The sequence below is a fragment of the Ralstonia pickettii genome, assembly GCF_001699815.1.
Taxonomy (GTDB): Bacteria; Pseudomonadota; Gammaproteobacteria; order Burkholderiales; family Burkholderiaceae; genus Ralstonia; species Ralstonia thomasii.
The window spans coordinates 18838-39893 of record NZ_MCGB01000029.1 but is presented as its reverse complement, the minus strand read 5'-3'; the positions used below and the strand labels follow the sequence as shown (position 1 = coordinate 39893).

21 protein-coding genes are annotated in these 21056 nt (G+C 65.1%); all 21 read right to left on the bottom strand.

Annotated elements, in window-relative coordinates:
* Nucleotides 1-100: 100 nt before the first annotated feature.
* The gene (locus BEK68_RS05710; protein WP_012435423.1) at nucleotides 101-523 is read right to left on the bottom strand and encodes a gamma-glutamylcyclotransferase family protein; all 423 of its coding nucleotides are present in this window, start codon (nucleotides 521-523) and stop codon (nucleotides 101-103) included.
* Entirely contained in the window at nucleotides 520-1017 is a 498-nt protein-coding gene (gene rraA, locus BEK68_RS05705; protein ID WP_004626570.1) for a ribonuclease E activity regulator RraA, read from the bottom strand. Before rraA ends, BEK68_RS05710 begins: the two co-directional genes overlap by 4 nt.
* 46 nt (nucleotides 1018-1063) lie before the next feature.
* Entirely contained in the window at nucleotides 1064-2791 is a 1728-nt protein-coding gene (locus BEK68_RS05700) for a thiamine pyrophosphate-binding protein (RefSeq protein WP_012435422.1), read from the bottom strand.
* A gap of 68 nt (nucleotides 2792-2859) precedes the next feature.
* On the bottom strand, nucleotides 2860-3693 hold the full coding sequence (locus tag BEK68_RS05695; RefSeq protein WP_012435421.1) for a LytR/AlgR family response regulator transcription factor: 834 nt from the start codon (nucleotides 3691-3693) through the stop codon (nucleotides 2860-2862).
* A gap of 3 nt (nucleotides 3694-3696) precedes the next feature.
* Nucleotides 3697-4965, bottom strand: coding sequence for a sensor histidine kinase (locus tag BEK68_RS05690; protein WP_012435420.1), 1269 nt, complete (start codon nucleotides 4963-4965; stop codon nucleotides 3697-3699).
* Nucleotides 4965-5276, bottom strand: coding sequence for a 2TM domain-containing protein (locus BEK68_RS05685; protein WP_004626565.1), 312 nt, complete (start codon nucleotides 5274-5276; stop codon nucleotides 4965-4967). The genes BEK68_RS05690 and BEK68_RS05685 overlap by 1 nt, the downstream gene beginning before the upstream one ends.
* 128 nt (nucleotides 5277-5404) lie before the next feature.
* Complete coding sequence (locus BEK68_RS05680) at nucleotides 5405-6364, bottom strand: CysB family HTH-type transcriptional regulator (protein WP_004626564.1); 960 nt, start codon at nucleotides 6362-6364, stop codon at nucleotides 5405-5407.
* Nucleotides 6365-6404: 40 nt separating this feature from the next.
* Nucleotides 6405-7514 carry a sulfate/molybdate ABC transporter ATP-binding protein gene (locus BEK68_RS05675; protein ID WP_012435419.1) on the bottom strand — a complete coding sequence of 370 codons (1110 nt, stop codon included), beginning with the start codon at nucleotides 7512-7514 and terminating at the stop codon, nucleotides 6405-6407.
* Nucleotides 7511-8491: a sulfate ABC transporter permease subunit CysW gene (gene cysW / locus BEK68_RS05670; protein WP_012435418.1), complete on the bottom strand. Its 981-nt coding sequence runs from the start codon at nucleotides 8489-8491 to the stop codon at nucleotides 7511-7513. Before cysW ends, BEK68_RS05675 begins: the two co-directional genes overlap by 4 nt.
* Before the next feature lies 1 nt (nucleotide 8492).
* Nucleotides 8493-9407 carry a sulfate ABC transporter permease subunit CysT gene (gene cysT, locus BEK68_RS05665; RefSeq protein ID WP_004626561.1) on the bottom strand — a complete coding sequence of 305 codons (915 nt, stop codon included), beginning with the start codon at nucleotides 9405-9407 and terminating at the stop codon, nucleotides 8493-8495.
* A 117-nt stretch (nucleotides 9408-9524) separates the two neighbouring features.
* On the bottom strand, nucleotides 9525-10199 hold the full coding sequence (locus tag BEK68_RS05660) for an RBBP9/YdeN family alpha/beta hydrolase (RefSeq protein ID WP_004626560.1): 675 nt from the start codon (nucleotides 10197-10199) through the stop codon (nucleotides 9525-9527).
* Nucleotides 10200-10209: 10 nt separating this feature from the next.
* On the bottom strand, nucleotides 10210-11094 hold the full coding sequence (locus tag BEK68_RS05655) for an EAL domain-containing protein (protein WP_004626559.1): 885 nt from the start codon (nucleotides 11092-11094) through the stop codon (nucleotides 10210-10212).
* Between the two features lie 40 nt (nucleotides 11095-11134).
* Nucleotides 11135-11350, bottom strand: a complete 216-nt coding sequence (locus BEK68_RS05650) for a TOBE domain-containing protein (protein ID WP_004626558.1) — start codon at nucleotides 11348-11350, stop codon at nucleotides 11135-11137.
* A gap of 70 nt (nucleotides 11351-11420) precedes the next feature.
* Nucleotides 11421-12260 (bottom strand): ATP-binding cassette domain-containing protein, encoded by an 840-nt coding sequence (locus BEK68_RS05645; RefSeq protein WP_004626557.1) that lies wholly within the window; start codon nucleotides 12258-12260, stop codon nucleotides 11421-11423.
* 19 nt (nucleotides 12261-12279) lie between these two features.
* Nucleotides 12280-13092 carry an aliphatic sulfonate ABC transporter permease SsuC gene (gene ssuC, locus BEK68_RS05640; protein WP_012435417.1) on the bottom strand — a complete coding sequence of 271 codons (813 nt, stop codon included), beginning with the start codon at nucleotides 13090-13092 and terminating at the stop codon, nucleotides 12280-12282.
* An 18-nt stretch (nucleotides 13093-13110) separates the two neighbouring features.
* The gene (gene ssuD, locus BEK68_RS05635; RefSeq protein WP_012435416.1) at nucleotides 13111-14274 is read right to left on the bottom strand and encodes an FMNH2-dependent alkanesulfonate monooxygenase; all 1164 of its coding nucleotides are present in this window, start codon (nucleotides 14272-14274) and stop codon (nucleotides 13111-13113) included.
* A gap of 43 nt (nucleotides 14275-14317) precedes the next feature.
* A complete protein-coding gene (locus tag BEK68_RS05630; protein ID WP_012435415.1) occupies nucleotides 14318-15349 on the bottom strand; it encodes an aliphatic sulfonate ABC transporter substrate-binding protein in 1032 nt (343 codons plus the stop codon).
* A 5-nt stretch (nucleotides 15350-15354) separates the two neighbouring features.
* Nucleotides 15355-16347 (bottom strand): sulfonate ABC transporter substrate-binding protein, encoded by a 993-nt coding sequence (locus BEK68_RS05625; RefSeq protein WP_065851590.1) that lies wholly within the window; start codon nucleotides 16345-16347, stop codon nucleotides 15355-15357.
* Nucleotides 16348-16464: 117 nt separating this feature from the next.
* Nucleotides 16465-17088 carry an NADPH-dependent FMN reductase gene (ssuE, locus tag BEK68_RS05620; RefSeq protein ID WP_004626546.1) on the bottom strand — a complete coding sequence of 208 codons (624 nt, stop codon included), beginning with the start codon at nucleotides 17086-17088 and terminating at the stop codon, nucleotides 16465-16467.
* Nucleotides 17089-17125: 37 nt separating this feature from the next.
* Entirely contained in the window at nucleotides 17126-18145 is a 1020-nt protein-coding gene (locus BEK68_RS05615; RefSeq protein WP_012435413.1) for a sulfate ABC transporter substrate-binding protein, read from the bottom strand.
* 283 nt (nucleotides 18146-18428) lie between these two features.
* On the bottom strand, nucleotides 18429-21017 hold the full coding sequence (gene clpB / locus BEK68_RS05610) for an ATP-dependent chaperone ClpB (RefSeq protein ID WP_012435412.1): 2589 nt from the start codon (nucleotides 21015-21017) through the stop codon (nucleotides 18429-18431).
* Between the last annotated feature and the right edge of the window lie 39 nt (nucleotides 21018-21056).

Sequence of the window (21056 nt, the reverse complement as noted above, 5' to 3'; positions counted from 1 at the left end):
TTGTCCGTCTAGATGGCACATCTGGTGGGCTGCTAAACCCGGCTGCTCGAATGAACAGCGCGCGAATTATATCGCGCGCCCCTCCCCCTCAAAATCGGAATCAGCCTCGAGACAGTCGATGCGCCACCCAATCTCCGCCCGTGATGACGGGGCGCCCCGCAATGTGCTGCGGGCTGACCGGATAGACAATGCAGTCGACCGGTTCGCTGCCCAGCATGACGACGGCGTGGTTCTCCCGCAGGAACAGCGCATCGCCGCCGGGGTAGACCTCTTCGATCTCGTCCAGCACGGGAACGAGCGCCGCATCGATGCGATATACATCGCCACGTACGGCGGTGCCGGTCGGGTCCAGCACGAGGCCGGGGTACGCACCAAAGTCGTACAGACGGCCGTGCAACGTGGCGGTACCGAGCAGCTCCGGTTCGGGAATGCCACGCTTGGCCGCGGCAACGCGCAAATCATTCGCCTCACCGGCCCGCAGCGTGCCGTAGACGAATACGTGGATGGCATTGGCGCGGGTCATTCGAGCATGTCCTGCGAAACCAGCACGCCGTCTTCATCGGCATAGATCCACTCGCCAGACTGGATGTAAGCGCCCGGCATCTGCACGCCGACTTCGCGCTGCCCGGCGTTTTTCTTGATGCTCTTGCGCGGATGCACGGCCAGGGCGTGAATGCCGACGTTGCATTCGGCCAGCTCGCGCGTATCGCGCACGCAGCCGTTGAGCAGAATCCCTTCCCAACCGTTCTCTTCGGCCAGCTTGCCGAGGTTGCCGCCCACCAGCGCACAGCGCAGCGAGCCACCCCCGTCGATCACCAGCACGCGGCCGGCGCCCTGTTCTTCCAGCGCGGCGCGTACCAGGCCGTTGTCTTCAAACACCTTGAGCGTGGAAGCCGGGCCGGCAAACGCGGCGCGCTTGCCGAAGCTGCGGAACACCGGCGTGAGCACGCGCAGGCTTCCATACACCAGCTTGTCTTCGTGCATGTCGCACAAGTCAGTTACGGGAATCATCGTCATGGCAATGGTGGATGGGCGTTGGCGAAAACAAGAAATGAAAGCGGAATCAACTGCGTGACTGTGCATGCAACGAATCGATCGTCGCGCGTGGGCTGATGATGTTCGGATCGGTCTGCACTTCGATGATGCTCGCCACAAGCGCGGCAAGTGCCGTCTCCACCGCAGACTGGAAGCCTTCAAGCGAGCGCACCGTATGCCCTTCGGCGCCGTAGGCTCTGGCCAATGCGGCGAAGTCCGGGTTGCGCAGCTCGGTACCGCTCACGTGCTCGGGGTACTCGCGTTCCTGGTGCATGCGGATGGTGCCGTACATGCCGTTGTTGACCACGATGAAGATCACCGGCGCGTTGTACTGCATGGCGGTCGCCAGTTCCTGGCCGTTCATCAGGAAGCAACCGTCACCGGCCATGCAGATGACGGGCGTGTCGGGGCTGACGATCTTGGCGGCCACCGCAGCGGGGGCGCCATAGCCCATCGCCCCGCTCGTGGGGGCGAGTTGCGTTCGCGAGCCTGCCGCCAGCGCACCGTATTGATAGAAGCGATGCAGCCACGTGGCGTAGTTGCCTGCGCCGTTGGTCAAGATGCTGTGGCGAGGCAGGCGCTCGCGCAGCCATTGCATGGCGCGGGCCATGTCGATGCCCTTGCCGCCAAACGGCGGTGGCACGATGTTGGCGCGGTAATCGGCATTGGCGGCTTCTGTCCAGGCGGACCAACGCGGCGGCGCATCAGGCGACACGCCATCCAGCGCTTCGGCAATCGCGGGCATCGACGCGTGGATCATCAGATCAGCCTGGTAGACGCGTCCCAACTCTTCCGCACCGGCGTGCACGTGGACGAGCGTCTGCTTCGGGCGCGGCACATCGAAGAGCGTGTAGCCCGAGGTCGTCATTTCGCCCAGGCGTGTGCCGATGGCAAGCACGACGTCGGCGTCTTTCACGCGCGCCGCGAGCTTCGGGTTGATGGCGATACCGACATCACCGGCGTAATTGGGGTGGCGGTTGTCGAACAGGTCTTGCCGACGGAACACGCAGCCTGCGGGCAGATTCCAGCGCTCGGCAAAGGCCTGCATGCGGGCGGCGGCTTGCGGCGTCCAGCCGGAACCGCCCAGCAGCAGCATCGGGCGCTCGGCGTCCTGCAGCAGCGTCTTCAGCCGGGCAAGATCATGCGGGCTGGGCCACGCCATCGCGCGGGCTTTCGTTGCCACCTCGGGCGGCACATCAGCCACGGTGGCGACGTCGGTCAGCATGTCTTCGGGCAGCGCCAGCACAACCGGGCCGGGGCGGCCGGCGGTGGCAGTCTGGAAGGCGCGTGCGATGTATTCGGGGATGCGTTCGACGCTATCGATCTGCGCGACCCACTTGGCCATCTGGCCGAACATGCGGCGGTAGTCGATTTCCTGAAACGCTTCCCGGTCGACGAAATCGCGGCCGACCTGGCCGATGAACAGGATCAGCGGCGTGGAGTCCTGAAACGCAGTGTGTACGCCAATGCTGGCGTTGGTGGCGCCCGGCCCGCGCGTGCAGAAGACGATGCCGGGGCGGCCGGTGAGCTTGCCGTACGCATCCGCCATGTTGGCCGCACCGCCCTCTTGCCGGCAGACGATGAAGCGTGCGCGGTCGCGGCGCTGATAAAAGCCTTCGAGCACAGACAGGTAGCTCTCGCCGGGCACGCCGAAGGCCATGTCGACGCCATGGGCCAGCAGTGCATCAACAAGAATCTGGCCGCCGTGGCGGGGCTCAACGACAAGGCTGGCGGGGCGTGCGGCTGGTGTCTCCATGGCGGGTGCTCGCGCTCTCGATCCGTTGACGACACGATGGATCATAGCGGAACGCGCCGCCGTGGCGACTACATCTGGCGGAACAAATGTGCGTATTGCCGCGCGACGGGCAGCGTCTCGGTGCGCCCGCGGATTTTCAGCCCCAGGCGGCCCAGCGACAGATGCACCGCGCTCGACACATGCGCCACGTTGACCACCGTACCGCGATGCACCTGCCAGAAGTGCTCGGGGTCGAGCTGGGTCAGCAGGTCACGCAGGCTGGTGCGGATGAGGGATTCTCCGCTGGCCGAAACCACGTTGACGTACTTGTCGGTCGCTTCCAGATAGATCACGTCATCCACGGGGATGAAGCGCACCTCCTGCCCGACCAGCGCCTTGATAAAGCGCAGATAGCCGCCCTGCGGCGTGGCACGCGTTTGCGCAGCGCCCTGCAGGCCGGCAAGACGCTCGACGAGTTCCGCCAGCGTCTGCGCGGGGTCCGTGGCAGCGGCGCTGGCGTTGCCGTTCGGGCGCGTGCCGAGCCGGTCCTTCAGCCGCTTGATGGTCTCGGCCAGGCGCTCGGTCTGCACGGGCTTGAGCACGTAGTCGACCGCGGCCTGCTCGAAGGCATCGAGCGCGAACTGGTCATACGCGGTCACGAACACCACCAGCGGACGGTCTTCCCGATCCGACAGCTCGCGCGCCACGTCAATGCCCGACAACCCCGGCATGCGGATGTCGAGAAAGACCACATCGGGCGCCTGCCCGTCGGCCGCGTCGTCAACCACGTCGAGCGCGGATTGCCCATCGTGCACGGCCGGCAGCAACGTGGCCTCGGGCCATAGCGCCGCCAGTTCAGCGACGAGGTTCTCAGCCAGTGCCGGTTCGTCGTCGGCAATCAGCAAGCGTGGGGAAGCAGGCATCGATCAGGTTCCGGCGGATACGCGCGAAGACAGTGCATCGGTGGCAGTGGCGTTGGCCGCGGAGCGCGAAAAGCGGCAGCGCCATTCCGGCGCGTCGGCTTGAGACGGTACGGGCGCCGTTTCGTGCACCAGCGGCAGTTCGACGATGATCGTCACGCCGTGCGGAACGGTCTCCGTGATCGTCAGGCGTGCATCGCCATCAAACAAGCGCGACAGGCGTTCACGCACGTGCGTGAGCCCCAGCCCCGATCCCTTGGCGCCGTCATTGCCGAAACCGACACCCGTATCGCGCACTTCCAGCACGAGCCGCTCGCCCTCGCTGCTGGCCGCCAGGCGCGCAGACAAGGCGATCTCGCCGCCCTCGCGTGCGGGCTCGATACCGTGCACCACGGCGTTTTCCACCAGCGGCTGAATCAGCATCGGCGGGATGACGATGTTGGCGATGGCGTCGTTCAGCGCCAAGGAGAAACGCAGGCGATTGCCGAAGCGCAGCGCCTGGATGTCGAGATACGCGCGCAGCAGGGCAAATTCCTGCGCGAGCGTGCACTGCTCGGCGCGTGCGTGCGAGAGCGAGCTGCGCAGAAAGCCGATCAAATGCTGCAGCAGACGCCGCGCCGCAGCCGGGTCCCGGGCGATCAGCACATCGACGTGGGCCAGCGAGTTGAACAGGAAGTGCGGCTCGATCTGCGCCTGCAGCGCCATCAGTTGCGCACGTACGACCTGCTTCTCGGCTTCTTCCCGCTCCAGCGCATCGAGCGCAGCCTGGCGCTGCAATGCGGCCAGCTTGCCGCGCGACCAGTAGTAATACGTTGCGCCCAGCGCGGCCAGCATGGCGATGATGAAACTCATGCGCAGGCTGTCGGCTCGCCAGGGTTCCGCGTTAGGGTTGTTCAGGCACAGGATCGTCCGCGCGATCCACTGCCCCAGCGGCACGCCGATCAGCACTGCGCCCACGATGATCCACGGAAACATTTTCTTGTTGGGCGGGCCGTCGCCCCAGAGCACGTGACGCGGGATGCCGATCAACGAAAACATCGACAGCCCAATTGCCTGGCTGAAGATGAAGTCTTTCCAGAAGGTCTCTTCCGGCCGGATGCCGAACGCCAGCACCGCCGCAATCACCGTATTGATGACGATGATGACGGTATAGCGGATCACCCAGCGCCGGGCCAGGCGCATGCAGTCTGCAAGCGAAGGGAACGACACATTGGCGAACATGCTGGCGATCTTACCGGACGGTTCTCCGGCGTTGAAGCTTGGGGTTTCCCGCATCACCGGCGGGCGGCCTGCTCGCGCAAACGGGCGAGTTCCTGGTCGACCATGCGCTGGTAGCCGTTGCCCCGGCTCCAGGCCAGGCTGAGGCCGTGCGCGGCCAGGCCCAACCCCCAACCCAACAGTGGCCAGACAAACCAGAGCTGGCCGCGCGACAGCGCAATCGCCGCCAGCCCGGCGCTCACAGCCATGAATGACATCAGGTGAATGCGGAACCCCAGGCGCGCGCCCGCGCGGTGGCGCGCGCGGCGCAGCAGAGCGTCGTCAGACTCGACGGTTGCGGAAGTTTGGGTGTAGGGCACGGCGGACATGGCGGTCTCTTGTGGAGCCGAGGATGTCCGCAGTATAGGAATGGCGCCTGGGCAGGCGCCATGCGTATGCGACGAATGGTGCGATTGGACGGATGAACGGCGCGCAGCCGGCTCCGAGCGCGGGACGATTACGCCGCCAGCGCCTCCCGCGCGGATTGCGTCACCACCGTGGAAGCCACCGCCTCGGCAACCGTTTCGCGCGACAGATGCGGCGCGAACATCCCGATGAAATCATGCGCATAGCCACGCAGGTACGCGCCACGGCGCACCGCCACACGCGTGGTATTCGGCTCGAACAGATGGTCCGCGCCGATGCAGACAAGGTTGTCGTCCTTGCGCCCGTCATACGCCATCGACGCGATGATGCCCACGCCCACGTCCAGCGCCACATAGGTCTTGATCACGTCGGCGTCCATGGCGGTCAGCACGATCTCGGGATGCAGGCCGGCGCTGCCAAATGCCGCGTCGATGTTGCGTCGGCCCGTGAAGCCCGCGTCGTACGTGATGAGCGGATACTGCGCCACGTCTTCGAGCGTGGGAAGCGGGTTCTTGGTCAGCGGATGGTCCGGGCTGACCACCAGCACGTGGCGCCAGCGGTACGCCTCGAACGACGTCAGCCCCGGCTCGTTGGCCACCGCCTCGGTGGCGATGCCGATATCGGCCTGCCCTGTCAGCAACAGCTCGACGATGTGCGAAGGCGACGCTTCCTGCAGCGCCAGCGTGACGTGCGGATACTCCTTGCGGAACGACTGCACCACCTTGGGCAGCGCATAGCGCGCTTGCGTGTGCGTCGTCGCCACGGTCAGGCGGCCGGATTGTCGGCCCGAGAATTCCTCGCCGGCCTGGCGCAGGTTTTCCGCTTCCAGCAACAACCGCTCGACAATGCGGACGATCTCGCGGCCCGGCTCGGTCAGGCCCGTCAGGCGCTTGCCATAGCGCTCGAAAATCTCCACGCCCAGTTCATCCTCCAGCTCGCGAATCTGGCGCGACACGCCGGGCTGCGACGTGTACAGCGCGTTGGCGACTTCAGTCAGGTTGAACTGGCGGCGCACCGCCTCACGGATGGAACGCAGTTGTTGGAAGTTCATGCTCGTGTCCTCTCGTATTGGTTGTCGTCGGAGCGGCGTGTTACACGGCGGCTTGCGCGACGGGCCGTGCATTGCCTTGCGCGAACACGCGGATCGCGCGCGGGCGCACCACCAGCGTTTCGCCTTCACGGAAGCCCTCGGCGCGGAAGCGCTCGATGGGCAGGGAGACTTCGATGATGTCGTCGGTATCTTCGCGCTCCAGCTCAAGCTGCGCGATGGCGCCCAGCGTGAGCGCACGGCGCAGCGTCACGGGAATGCCCTCGGCGCCCGGCGCATAGCGCTCCAGGTCGATCTCGTGCGGGCGCACGAAGGCCACCGCCTGATCGGCGCGGGACGAATCAACACCGCCTGACGGCACGGCGATGGCCGAATCGCCCACGTGCAGCACGCTGCCGCTCTCGCCTTCTTCCAGGCGGCCGTGGAACAGATTGACGTTGCCGAGGAAGCCGTAGACGAACGGCGTGGCCGGGGTGTTGTAGACGGCGCCGGGGCTGCCCACCTGCTCCACCTGGCCACGGTTCATCAGCACCACGTTGTCGGCCACTTCCAGCGCTTCCTCCTGGTCGTGCGTGACGAACAAGCTCGTGACATGCAGATCGTCGTGCAGGCGGCGCAGCCACCGGCGCAGTTCCTTGCGGACTTTCGCATCGAGCGCGCCGAAAGGCTCGTCGAGCAGCAGCACGCGAGGTTCCACCGCCAGCGCACGCGCCAGGGCAATCCGCTGGCGCTGTCCGCCCGACAGTTGCGGCGGGTAACGATCGGCCAGCCAATCCAGCTGCACGAGTTCCAGCAGTTCCTTCACCTTCGCTCGGATCTGCGCTTCGCTCGGCCGCTGCGCACGCGGTTTCACACGCAGGCCGAAGGCCACGTTCTCGAACACCGTCATGTGCTTGAACAGCGCGTAATGCTGGAACACGAAGCCGACCTGGCGCTCGCGCACATGCTGGTCCGATGCGTCTTCGCCGTTCAGATGAATGCTGCCCGAATCCGCATGCTCCAGCCCCGCAATGATGCGCAGCAGCGTGGTCTTGCCGCAGCCCGACGGGCCCAGCAGCGCGGTCAGTTCGCCCTGCTTGAAGTCGAGCGAAACATCGTCGAGGGCAACGAAGTTGCCAAAGCGCTTGGTGATGTGTTGAACCTGGATGCTCATGCTGCGCTCCCTTCGAGCGGAGATTGCACGGCGACGTGCGAATTCGAAATCGGTGTTTGTTGCGTAACGCGCTGGCCCGGCCCCTCGCCCACGCCGGCATCTGCGTCTGCCAGCTCGCGGCGGCTGCGCCATTCGACCAGCGTCTTCAGTGCCAGCGTCACAAGCGCCAGCAACGTCAGCAACGACGCCACGGCAAACGCGGCCGCAAAGTTGTATTCGTTGTAGAGAATTTCCACGTGCAGCGGCATCGTGTTGGTCAGCCCGCGAATGTGGCCAGACACCACCGACACCGCGCCAAACTCGCCCATCGCCCGCGCGTTGCAGAGGATCACGCCGTACAACAGGCCCCACTTGATGTTCGGCAGCGTCACGCGAAAGAACGTCTGCCAGCCCGAGGCGCCGAGCACGATGGCGGCCTCTTCCTCTTCGCTGCCCTGCGCCTGCATGAGCGGAATCAGCTCGCGCGCCACAAACGGAAACGTGACGAACACCGTGGCCAGCACGATGCCCGGCACAGCAAAGATGACCTTGAAGTCGTGGTCGGACAGGTAAGGCCCGAACCAGCCCTGCGCGCCGAACAGCAGCACGTAGATCAGGCCGGCAATGACGGGCGATACCGAGAACGGCAAGTCGATCAGCGTGAGCAGCAGGTTCTTGCCGCGAAACTCGAACTTGGCGATCGCCCACGCCGCGGCTACGCCAAACACCACGTTCAGCGGCACCGCAATCGCCGCGACCGTCAGTGTCAGGTAAATCGCGGACAGCGCATCGGGCTCGATCAGCGCTTCAAGGTAGACGTCGATGCCTTTCTTGAACGCCTCGTAGAACACGCTCGCCAGCGGCACGAACAGGAACAGCGCCAGGAACACGAACGATATGAGGATCAGCGTGGCGCGCACCCAAGCGGATTCTGCGGTGGCCCCACGGCGGCCAACAGCGGGCGCCTGACCAAGTTGACGGGAAACAGTACCGGCCATGTCAGGCTCCAGCTGCCGCGTGGGCGGTCGAAGGTTCAGGGGCGCGCTCGATGGTGTCGTTGCGATTGCCGCGGCGGCGCGTCCAGGCCTGCAGCAGGTTGATCACCAGCAACAGCGTGAACGAGATGCCGAGCATGACGACGGCAATGGCCGTGGCGCCCGCGTAGTCGAACTGCTCCAGCTTGGAATAGATCATCAGCGGCGTGATCTCGGAGACCATCGGCATGTTGCCGGCGATGAAGATGACCGAGCCGTACTCGCCCGTGGCCCGCGCAAACGCCAGCGCGAAACCGGTCAGCAATGCAGGCAGCAAGGTCGGCAGGATCACGCGAATGAAGGTCTGCCAGCGCGTGGCACCCAGGCTGGCAGCCGCCTCTTCCAGTTCGGTCTCCAGATCTTCCAGCACCGGCTGCACCGTGCGCACGACAAACGGCAAGCCGATGAACGTGAGCGCCACCACGATGCCCAGCGGCGTGAACGCCACCTTCAGCCCCAGCGGCTCCAGCCGCGAGCCGATCCAGCCATTCGGCGCATACAACGCGGTGAGCGCGATACCAGCCACGGCCGTCGGCAGCGCAAAAGGCAGATCCACCAGCGCGTCGATCAACCGCTTGCCCGGAAAGCGATAGCGCACCAGCACCCACGCCACGATCAGCCCGAACACGAGGTTGATCACCGCAGCGATCAGCGAGGCGCCAAAGGTCAGCTTGTACGACGCCACCACGCGCGGCGCGGTGACGGTGGTCCAGAACGCATCCCACGTCATGGTGAACGTCTTGAGGACGGTTGCCGACAGCGGGATCAGGACGATCAGCGCGAGGTACAGAAGCGAAAAGCCCAGCGCCAGCCCGAAGCCGGGCAGCACGTTGGCGGGCTTACGCCGCTTGGACGAAAAAAACGCGGAAGGCAGGCTCATCAGCGCACCGATAAAAATGGCCGCAGAGCAAAACACTGCGGCCGATATGCAGATGAACCAATTGTGGCGGACTGTTCTTATGACGAAAACGAATATTTGCGCATGTGCATCATCGTTTTAGATATAAGGGGTGCTCGGTAAGACATCCCACTGCGCCTGCCAGTCGGCGCCATCGCGCGTGGTGTCTTGCGCACTTGCGCGGCCGATCAGGCGGTCGAGCAAGACCAGGCCGGCTTCCCATTCGCCGAGGTTGGAATCGGCGTTGATATGGCCCGCCTCGCCTGCGTCAATGAATTCGGCGCCCCAGCGCGCGCTCCAGTCGATGGCGTTGCCTTGCGGCATCCAGGGGTCGTTGCGACTGGCGACCAGCGTGGCCGGGAACGGCAAGGCGCGCGCCGGGAGCAGATCCCGCACACCGAATTTGTCCGGATCGGCCGGCGCGACGAGCAGCACCGCAGCCACGGCCTCCTTGGTCTGAGCCGCCCAGTGCAGCGACGCCAGGCAGCCGAAGCTATGCGCCACCAGAATCACAGGGCGCCTGCTGCGGGTTGGCGCACGCTCGGCAACCGCCGCATGCACCGCTTCGCCCACACGGGCAGACCAGCGTGGCAGGTCCGGCGTTGACCAATCCGTCTGCACCACGCGCCGCCACGCCGGAAAGCGCTGCTCCCAGCGCGTCTGCCAGTGGCCAGGGCCGCTGCCATGCAAGCCGGGAACGGTCAGGATGACGGCGTCTGCCGGCCACTGCCAGGCGGGTGCGTCCGATGCGGTTGCGGGTGCGCTGCGTGCCATGGGGTCGTGCTCATTGCGTCAGAGAAAGGCCGGCGGCGCACTGCTGCTGTTGCACCAGCGGCGCCTGCGCCATCGGTACCACCAGTGGCGTGGGCACAGCGTCCGGCTCGGGCTCCGCGCCGGGCAGGATGCTGCCCTGCACATAGGCGATACCGGCAGCGCGGGCCAGCTCCAGGTCGCTCGGGCGTTCGCACCGCCGCAAGGCCAGCGTCACGCCCAACTCCCGTGCGGAATCGGCCAGCGACACCACGTTTCGTGTACGCCAGTCGCGCCGTGCATCGAGCTTCAGATAGGCGGGCCGGGCATGCACGAGCAGCGCGCCGGCTTCCGCCGGGTCCGATGCCTGCACCGCCACAGCAAAACCGTTGCGCCGATAGTTGTCCACCACGAACAGCAGCAGCCCCAGATCGTCATTGGCCGTGGACGGCACCTGGATGACGAACTGCTCGGGATGCAGCCCAAGCGCCGTCACCGCACGGTGAAACGCCTTGCCATGATCGGCCGCCACCGCCGCCAGCAACCGGCCATGCACATTGACGACCAGCCGCCGCGCATCGGTGCGGGAAAAATAGTTGAGCGTATGCACCAGCCGGCACAGGCGGTCCAGTTCGACCAGCGTGCCGTCATCCGACGCCAGCGAAAACACCTTCCACGGGTTCAGGCCCAGATCGCCGTCGCGCGTCCACGTGCGCATCAGCGCTTCGTGGCCGGCGGGCGCCAGCGCGCCATCGGCAGCCAGTTGCCAGACCGGTTCAAACAGGCTGGTCAGCGCGCAGTGGAAGAACTGGCCCTGCACGCGGCCGGCGGCGTCGCGCCACAACTGGCGGTCCGGCGTCGGGGCGCTCGGCAGCGTGCCGAGAAATTGTGCGAGTGCTGTGGTGTGCATCAGGCTCATGGGTGAGGCTCCTTGTTGGGTCGCCGTCTCCTCCCCATCCTTACAGTTTGGCGATCGATACTTCAGTCGCCTTCACCAGCGCAACCACTTCGCTGCCGATCTTCAGGCCAAGGCTGTCGACCGAGCGCGTGGTGATGACCGAGGTGACGATGCCGGCCGGCGTCTCCACGTCGATCTCCGAGAGCACGTCGCCCCGGATGATCTCCTTGATCTGCCCGCGAAACTGGTTGCGTACGTTAATCGCTTGGATGCTCATGATGATCCTTCTTAGATGACAACGGCACTACGTGCCAATGAATGTTTTCAGGAGAAAGGTTTGCAGCGCCTTACACGGCCCAGCGCACGGATGTGGCGGACACGTCAAAGGGTGATGCCCACGCCGTGTGCGAACGCACATCGGTCACTTCATTCGGATCGATCTTGCGCTGCATCACACGGTTGAGGATGGATTCCTCCAGCCGCGCAAACGCGGGCGAACCACGATGGCGCGGACGCGGCAGATCAATGCGTTCATCGAGTGTGATGCGGCCGTCTTCGATCAGCACCACACGGTCGGCGAGCGCCACCGCCTCGGCCACGTCGTGCGTGACGAGCACGGCCGTAAAGCCCAGGCGCTGCCACAGGCCTTCGATAAGGTTCTGCATGTCGATGCGGGTGAGCGCATCAAGCGCGCCCAGCGGCTCATCCAGCAGCAGCAAGCGCGGTCGATGCACCAGCGCACGCGCCAATGCCACGCGCTGGCGCTGTCCGCCTGACAGGCGTGCCGGCCATTCCCCTGCCCGCTCGGCCAGTCCGACTTGCGCAAGCACTTCAGCGGCTTGCGCACGCTGCGTTTTCGGCAAGCCCAGCGCGACGTTGTCGAGCACCTTCTTCCACGGCAACAGACGGGCGTCCTGGAACATCACGCGGGCATCGTCATGCAGGCCGTCTTCTGCTTCACCGTCGCGACGCAGGTGGCCGTCGTCAATGCCTTCCAGCCCGGCAATCAATCGCAGTAGCGTGCTCTTGCCGCAGCCGCTGCGGCCAACGATGACGACAAACTCGCCCGGCGTGATGTCCAGATCGATGCCATGCAGCACTTCACGATCGCCGTAGCGTTTGACGACGTGTTCGATGTGCAGGGCGGTGCCGGCCAGCGCGGCGTGTTCAGTGGCATTGCTTTGCATGCGTCTCTCCAATTCAGCCTCAGGCCGCCGCTTGATACCCAGGGTGCCAGCGCAGCCAGTAACGTTCCAGCCCGCGCGACAACCAATCCGCCAGCTTGCCGAGCAGCGCATACAGCAGGATGCCCAGCAGCACCACATCGGTCTGCAGGAACTCGCGCGCATTCATCGTCATGTAGCCGATGCCGGCCTGCGCAGACACCGTCTCCGCCACGATCAGCGTCACCCACATCAGGCCGAGCGAGAAACGCACGCCCACCAGGATCTGCGGCAGCGCACCGGGCAGGATCACCTCCCGATACAACTGCGCACGCGACAGGCCGTAGCTGCGGGCCATCTCCACCAGGGCAGGGTCGACAGAGCGGATGCCGTGATACGTGTTCAGATAAATCGGGAAGAACACGCCCAGCGATACCAGGAACAGCTTGGCCGATTCATCGATGCCGAACCACAGGATCACCAGCGGAATCAACGCCAGCACCGGGATGTTGCGGACCATCTGCAGCGTGGTGTCGAGCAGCGTCTCGGCTGTGCGGAAGGTGCCGGTCAGCAGCCCCAGCGCCAGACCCAGCGAGCCGCCGATTACAAAGCCCAGCAGCGCGCGCCAGGTGCTCACGGCCACGTGGGTCCACAGCTCGCCAGAGCGCGCCAGCGCAACGGCGGATTTCGCCACGTCCAGAGGTGCCGGCAGGATGCGGTTCGACAGCCAGCCCCATTGGGCAGAGGCCTGCCACAGCACCAGCAGCACAAGCGGCACGATCCACGGCGCCAATCGTTGCCGGGCGGTACGCAGGAAGGTGTTTGCCTTCGGTTTCGGTTTGGATTGGGATGCCATTGCCCTGCTCCTTTCGGCTCAGCTTGCCGCCACGCGCGGCACGATACCGGTGGCGATCACTTCGCCAAACGGGCCGTTCAGCACGTTGCCCGGCAGCTTGTCGCGCACCGAGCGCGGCAGCAGCGGGAACACCAGTTCGGCAAACCGATAGGCCTCTTCCAGATGCGGATAGCCGGACAGCACGAACGTATCGATCCCCAGATCGGCGTATTCCTTCATGCGCGCGGCCACGGTTTGCGGATCGCCCACGAGCGCCGTGCCGGCACCACCGCGCACCAGACCCACGCCGGCCCACAGGTTCGGGCTGATCTCCAGATCGGCGCGCGTGCGCTTGACGCCGTTGGCATGCAGCGCGGCCATGCGTTGCTGGCCGGCCGAATCCATCTTGCGGAAAGCCTCTTGCGCACGGGCCACGGTGTCGTCGTCGAGCTTGCTGATGAGCTTGTCGGCGGCCGCCCAGGCTTCGTCTTCCGTCTCGCGCACGATCACGTGCAGGCGGATACCGAAGCGCACGGTGCGGCCATGCTTGGCAGCGCGCGCACGCACGTCGGCAATCTTTTCGGCCACGGCGGCAGGCGGTTCGCCCCAGGTGAGATACGAGTCGACCTGTTCCGCAGCCAGCTCGTGCGCCGCTTCCGACGACCCACCGAAATACACGGGCGGATGCGGCCGCTGCACGGGCGGATACAGTACCTTCGCGCCCTTCACGCTGAGGTGCTTGCCGGTGTAGTCCAGCGCTGCACCTTCGTGGCTTGCCGCCAGCGTTTCACGCCAGATGCGGATGAACTCTTCCGAGGCCTCGTAGCGTTGCGCGTGATCCAGGAACAGGCCATCGCCGGCCAGCTCTGCAGGATCGCCACCCGTGACAAGGTTCACCAGCAAGCGGCCATTCGACAGACGGTCGTACGTGGCGGCCATGCGGGCAGCCAGCGTGGGCGCCATCAACCCGGGGCGCACCGCCACCAGGAAACGCAGGCGCTTCGTGACCGGAATCAGGCTCGCGGCCACGACCCACGGGTCTTCGCACGAGCGGCCGGTGGGAATCAGCACGCCCTCGTAGCCGAGCGTATCGGCGGCCACGGCCACCTGCTGCAGATAGGTGTGATCGACTTGGCGTGCGCCCTCGGCGGTGCCGAGATAGCGGCTGTCGCCGTGCGTCGGGATGAACCAGAAAACTTGCATGACAGCTCCTTGGACTGTGTTGTTCTCAGATCAACGCAACAACTCAAGCGCGGGCAATGGCCAGTTGCGCCGGGGTCGGGTGCCAGACCAGTTCGATCGGCTTGACCGGGCGCGGAATCAGCCCCAACCCGTGAAACGCATCGGCCACGCGCTGCTGCTCGGCAACCGCTTCCGGCGTGACCGGCCGCACGGGCGAAGGCGGCCGGCGCGACAGGAACAGATGCACCGTCGCCAGCGACAGCCCGGAGAAGTCCGCAATGCGCTGCGCGGCTTCCTTTCGGTTCTCCTGCACGAGGCGGTCGGCGCGCGAGAGCTCCGCAAAGATGGCGGCGATGGTGTCGCCGTGCTTTTCCGTAAAGGCCGTCGGCGCGAAATAGAACGAGTTGTTGGACGACAGCGTGCGCCCGGTGGCCAGCACGCGCGGCTTGATCGCGAGTTCGGTGGCGGCGTAGTACGGATCCCAGATGCCCCAGGCGTCGACGCTGCCGCGCTCGAAGGCGGCGCGCGCATCAGCCGGCGTCAGGTACACGGGCTGGATGTCGGCAAAGCTCAGCCCGCCCTTCTGCAGGCCCCGCACGATCAGGAAATGCGCGCTCGAACCCTTCTGCAGCGCCACGCGCTTGCCCTTCAGGTCGGCCAGCGTCTTGAGCGTCGAATCCTGCTGCACGAGGATGGCGGAGCTGTCCGGCTTGGGCGGCTCCACGCCCACGTAGCGCAGGTCCTTGCCGGCAGCCTGCGCGAACACCGGCGGCGTATCTCCCGTGATGGCGAGGTCGAGACTGCCCGCGGACAACGCTTCGAGCTGCTGCGGCCCGGCCGGAAACTCCAGCCAGCTGATCTTGGTGCCCGGAAAGCGCTGCTCCAGCGCCCGGTTCTCTTTGACGATGACGAGGTTGACTGCGCTCTTCTGGAAACCAATGCGCAGCTGCGCCGGCGGCGTCACCTTGGGCAGACCGGCAGCCGCGGGGGTGGCGGTTGCGGCATTAGCGGCGTGTGCGACCGGCCCGAGCGTGGCCAGCGATGCGCCCGCCACGGTGGCGCTCAACAGGCGGCGGCGTTGGATGTTGACGATCATGGCGATCAGCGCGCGGCTTGCTGCGTCGTCGGCTGCCACGCAGAGTCGGCCACCTTGACGGGGCGCGGGATCAGCTTGAGCGTGTGGAACGTATCGGCAATGCGCTGCTGGTCAGCCAGGGCCTCGGGCCCGACGGGCTGGATGCCATAGGCAATGCGCGACACCGAACGCGCCACCACGGCCGGCTCCAGGCCGAGCTGCGGGCCAAGAATGTTTGTCACATCCTTCGGGTTGGCAGCGGCCCAGGTGTCGGTCTTCTTCAGCTCATCGAGCACGATGTTCAGCACATCGGGCCGCGCGCCTGCATAGCCCTTCGATGCCAGGAAGTACTGCGAGTTGTTGACCACGCCCGTGCCATCGGCCAGCACGCGCGCGCCCAGCTGCTGTTCGGCCGCGGCAAAGAACGGATCCCAGATCACCCAGGCGTCGATGGCGCCGCGCTCGAAGGCGGCACGCGCATCGGCGGGGGTCAGGTATACGGGCTGGATATCGCTGTAGGGCACATTGGCCTTTTCCAGCAGCTTCACCAGCAGGTAATGCACGTTCGAGCCCTTGTTGAAGGCAACGCGCTTGCCCTTGAGATCGGCCACGCTCTTGAGCGGCGACGTCTTCGGCACGATGATCGCCTCGCCGGCCGGCGCGGGCGGCTGGTTGCCGACATAGACGAGGTGCGCCCCGGCAGCCAGCGCGAAGATTGTCGGTGCTTCACCCGTGGTGCCGAAATCGATGGCGCCCACGTTCAGGCCTTCCAGCAACTGCGGGCCTGCCGGAAACTCGGTCCACTTCACTTCGATGCCCTGAGCGGCAAGGCGCTTTTCCAACGTGCCGCGTGCCTTGAGCACCGTCAGCGTGCCGTATTTCTGATAGCCGATGCGCAGTTGTTTGGCTGCGGTCGGGGGCGGCGCATCGCTATTGGCAAATGCGGCGGGCACGCCAAGCGTTGCAAGCAACGTGGCGGCAATGGTCAAAGTCCTGCGCAGGGGCGAGTTGGTTTTCATGGCAAGTTCGATCGATGCGGGGTGTATGGGCGACACGATTCGCGCGCGGCAGCCGCGCGGCGTGACAACAACGGAAAAATCCAGAGAGCGTGTGTATACGGCGGCGCGTTCAGCGCATCACGCCAGACATCGCATTCGTTCTTCGTCGGCGGCCTGGAACGTGGCACGCACCGCGCTGCGGCTCGAAACGATGACCTGCGCCACGGCCGGATGCCGTGCCAGCGCCAGTGCCTGATGCACGCGCTCCACGCCGTCATCCAGGCGCTGCTGCAGCGATGGGTCAACGGTCACGCCGTCATCCGCCACGACGATCTGCGAGTCGACTGCAAAGATGCCGGGCAGGATCGAGCGCGCCGCCAGCGCCGTCAGCACGGGGCGCAGCGCGTAATCGATCGCCAGCGTATGGGCCAGGCTGCCGCCAGTGGCAATCGGCAGCACGACCTTGTCGCGCAGCCCGCTCTGCGGCAGCAGATCGAGAAACGTCTTGAGCAGCCCGCTGTAGGCCGCCTTGTAGACCGGCGTGGCAAGAATCACCACGCCCGCCGCTTCCACCCGCGCCACCGCATCGGCGATGGCGGGGTCGGACACCTGCGCGCCGAGCAGCGCGTCGGCTGGAAGGCTGCGCAGGTCCAGGTGGTCCGCCTGCTCGCCGGCGCGTTCGAGCTGCGCACGCACGTGGCCCAGCAGGCGCGCAGATCGCGATTGCGCCGAAGGGCTGCCGGAAATCGTCAGGATTTGCATGATGCGGATCACCCGATGTCGTTACGTCGTGTGGGGCTTACTTGCCCGGTTGATAGAGCTGGTCAAACTCCCCGCCGTCGGCAAAGTGCGTCTTCTGCGCCTTCTGCCAGCCGCCGAACGTGTCGTCGATGGTCACGAGCTTCACCTTCGGGAATTCGCTCTCGTGCTTCTTGGCCACGGCCGGATCGGTCGGGCGATAGAAGTTCTTCGCACCGATCTCCTGCCCTTGCGGCGTGTAGAGGAACTTGAGATACGCCTCCGCGGCCTTGCGCGTGCCCTTCTTGTCGGCCACCTTGTCGACCACCGCCACCGGCGGCTCGGCCAGGATGGAAATCGACGGCACCACCACGTCAAACTTGTCCTTGCCTTCCACGCGCGCCGCCAGCAGCGCCTCGTCTTCCCACGCGATCAGCACATCGCCGATACCACGCTCGGTAAAGGTGGTGGTCGCACCGCGCGCGCCCGAATCGAGCACCGGCACGTTCTTGTAGAGCTTCTGCACAAAGTCCTTGGCGGTGGCATCCGAACCGCCCGGCTGCTTCAGCGCATAGGCCCAGGCGGCCAGGTAATTCCAGCGTGCACCACCGGAGGTCTTCGGGTTGGGCGTGATGACGGCGATGCCCGGCTTGACCAGGTCATTCCAGTCCTTGATGCCCTTCGGGTTGCCCTTGCGCACCAGGAAGACGATGGTCGACGTGTACGGCGAGGCGTTGTGCGGCAGGCGCTTCTGCCAGTCCTTGCCGGTCAGGCCTTTCTCGGCGATCGCGTCGATGTCATAGCCGAGCGCCAGCGTCACCACATCGGCATCCAGCCCGTCGATCACGGAGCGCGCCTGCTTGCCCGAACCGCCATGCGAAGCGCGCAGGGTGATGTCCTCACCCGTTTCGGCCTTCCACTTCTTGGCGAATTCGGTGTTGATTTCCTTATACAACTCGCGCGTCGGGTCGTACGACACATTCAGCAGTGTCGTCGCCGCATGCGCACCCACGGTTCCCCCCGCCACGATGGCAGCCGCTGTAGCACGTACAAGCGTGTTGAAAACAAACTTGCGAATCATCTTGCAGCTCCGTTTCTGATCTCTGATGGATTTGGAATAGGAGCAAGACTACCGAGCGGGTCTTGTACGGGGAACGAATGGTTTCAGGGAATGTTCATCGTTTTTTGCATATAGGTCGGTGAGGCTCGTGGCTGAAGGAAAACTATGATGGTCCATCCCTTGTCTCGTACCCTCCGGGCCCGGCAGGGGGTGAAACAAGAGATGCACCACCAACAAAAAAAACAGAACAAAAAAAAACCGCTCTGGAAAAACCAGAGCGGTTCTTTGAAGCCCAGCAACAGCCTTAGTGCACAATCCTCTCAAACGAGAACTGCCCGTCCCGATAATCCACCGGCACCACATCCTTAGGCGCGAACTTGCCCTCCAGGATCATCCGCGCCACCGGATTCTCAATCTGCTGCTGGATCGCCCGCTTCAACGGCCGTGCCCCAAACACCGGGTCGTAACCCGCAGAGGCCAGCTTGGCCACCGCTTCGTCGCTGATTTCCAGCGCCAGGTCCATGTGCGCCAGGCGTGCCGACAAGCGCTTGAGCTGGATCCGCGCGATCGATTCGATGTTGCGTTGGTCCAGCGCGTGGAACACCACCACCTCGTCGATCCGGTTCAGGAACTCGGGGCGGAAATGCGTCTTCACTTCCTGCCACACGGCACCCTTGATCACGTCCGCCGGTTCGGTCGCCATCTGCTGGATGAGCTGCGAGCCGAGGTTCGACGTCATCACGATCACCGTGTTCTTGAAGTCCACCGTGCGGCCCTGGCCGTCGGTCAGGCGACCATCGTCCAGCACTTGCAGCAGCACGTTGAAGACGTCCGGGTGCGCCTTCTCCACTTCATCGAGCAGCACCACGCTGTACGGCTTGCGACGCACGGCTTCGGTCAGGTAACCACCTTCCTCGTAGCCGACATAGCCCGGCGGCGCGCCAATCAGGCGGCTCACGGAATGCTTCTCCATGAACTCGCTCATGTCGATGCGGATGAGGTGCTCTTCCGAATCGAACAGGAAGCCGGCCAGCGCCTTGCACAGCTCGGTCTTGCCGACGCCCGTCGGACCCAGGAACAGGAACGAGCCATAGGGCTTGTTCTCGTCCGCAATGCCGGCGCGTGAACGGCGGATGGCATCCGACACCAAACGCACGGCCTCGTCCTGGCCGACCACGCGCTCGTGCAGGCGGTCTTCCATCTTCAGCAGCTTCTCGCGCTCGCCGGTCATCATCTTTGCCACGGGGATGCCCGTGGCGCGGCTGACGACTTCGGCAATCTCTTCGGCACCCACCTGCGTGCGCAGCAGCTTGTTCGGCTGCTTCTGGCCGGCAGACTCGGCGGCGGTGGCGGCCTTCAGCTTGCCTTCCAGCTCGGGCAGCTTGCCGTATTGCAGTTCGGCCACTTTCTCGAGCTTGCCTTCGCGCTGCAGCTTGGTGATCTCCAGCTTGATCTTGTCGATCTCTTCCTTGAGCGCAGCCGCACCTTGCGCGGCGCCCTTCTCGGCCTTCCAGATTTCATCCAGATCGGCGTACTCCTTCTGCAGACGCTCGATTTCCTGCTCGATCAGCTCCAGGCGCTTCTGCGATGCCTCGTCGGTTTCCTTCTTGACGGCTTCGCGCTCGATCTTGAGCTGGATCAGTCGGCGGTCGAGCTTGTCCATCGCCTCGGGTTTCGAGTCGATTTCCATCTTGATGCGCGCCGCAGCTTCGTCGATCAGGTCGATGGCCTTGTCCGGCAGGAAGCGGTCGGTGATGTAGCGGTGGCTGAGTTCAGCCGCGGCCACGATCGCCGGGTCGGTGATCTCCACGCCGTGGTGCAGTTCGTACTTCTCCTGCAGGCCGCGCAGGATGGCGATGGTGGCCTCCACGCTCGGCTCGCCCACGAGCACCTTCTGGAAGCGGCGCTCCAGCGCGGCGTCTTTCTCGATGTACTTGCGGTATTCATCCAGCGTGGTCGCGCCGATGCAATGCAGCTCGCCGCGCGCAAGCGCCGGCTTGAGCATGTTGCCGGCATCCATCGCGCCTTCGGCCTTGCCCGCGCCCACCATGGTGTGGATTTCGTCGATGAAGAGAATGGTCTGGCCCTCTTCCTTGGCGATGTCGTTGAGCACCGCCTTCAGGCGTTCCTCGAACTCGCCGCGGTACTTGGCACCGGCCAGCAGGCCTGCCATGTCAAGCACCAGCACGCGCTTGTTCTTCAGGCTTTCAGGCACCTCGCCGTTGATGATGCGCTGCGCCAGGCCTTCGACGATGGCCGTCTTGCCCACGCCCGGCTCGCCGATCAGCACCGGGTTGTTCTTGGTGCGGCGCTGCAGGATCTGGATGGCACGGCGGATCTCATCATCGCGGCCGATGACGGGGTCCAGCTTGCCGATCCGGGCCATTTCGGTCAGGTCGATGGTGTACTTCTTGAGCGCTTCGCGCTGGCTTTCGGCCTCGGCGCTGCCGACGGTCTGGCCGCCGCGCACGGCGTCGATGGCGGCTTCGAGCGGCTTGCGCGACAGGCCGTGCTCGCGCGCAATGCGCCCGGCCTCACCCTTGTCGTCAGCCGCGGCCAGCAGGAACAGCTCGCTGGCGATGAACTGGTCGCCGCGCTTGATGCCTTCCTTCTCGGTTTGCTGCAGCAGGTTGCCCAGATCACGGCCGACCTGCACCTGTTCGCCACCCTGCACCTGCGGCAGATGCTTGATGGCACGGTCCAGCGCCGTGTCGAGGGCGCCGGTATTGACGCCCGCACGGGCCAGCAGGTTCTTGGTGGCCCCATCCGGCTGGCGCAGCATGGCCAGCAACAGGTGGACGGGTTCGATGTACGGATTGTCGTTGCCCAGCGCCAGGCTCTGCGCGTCGGCCAGCGCTTCCTGGAAGCGGGTGGTCAATTTGTCCAAACGCATTAAAAACCCCTTGCGGAAAATGTTTCACTGCTCCGAAAG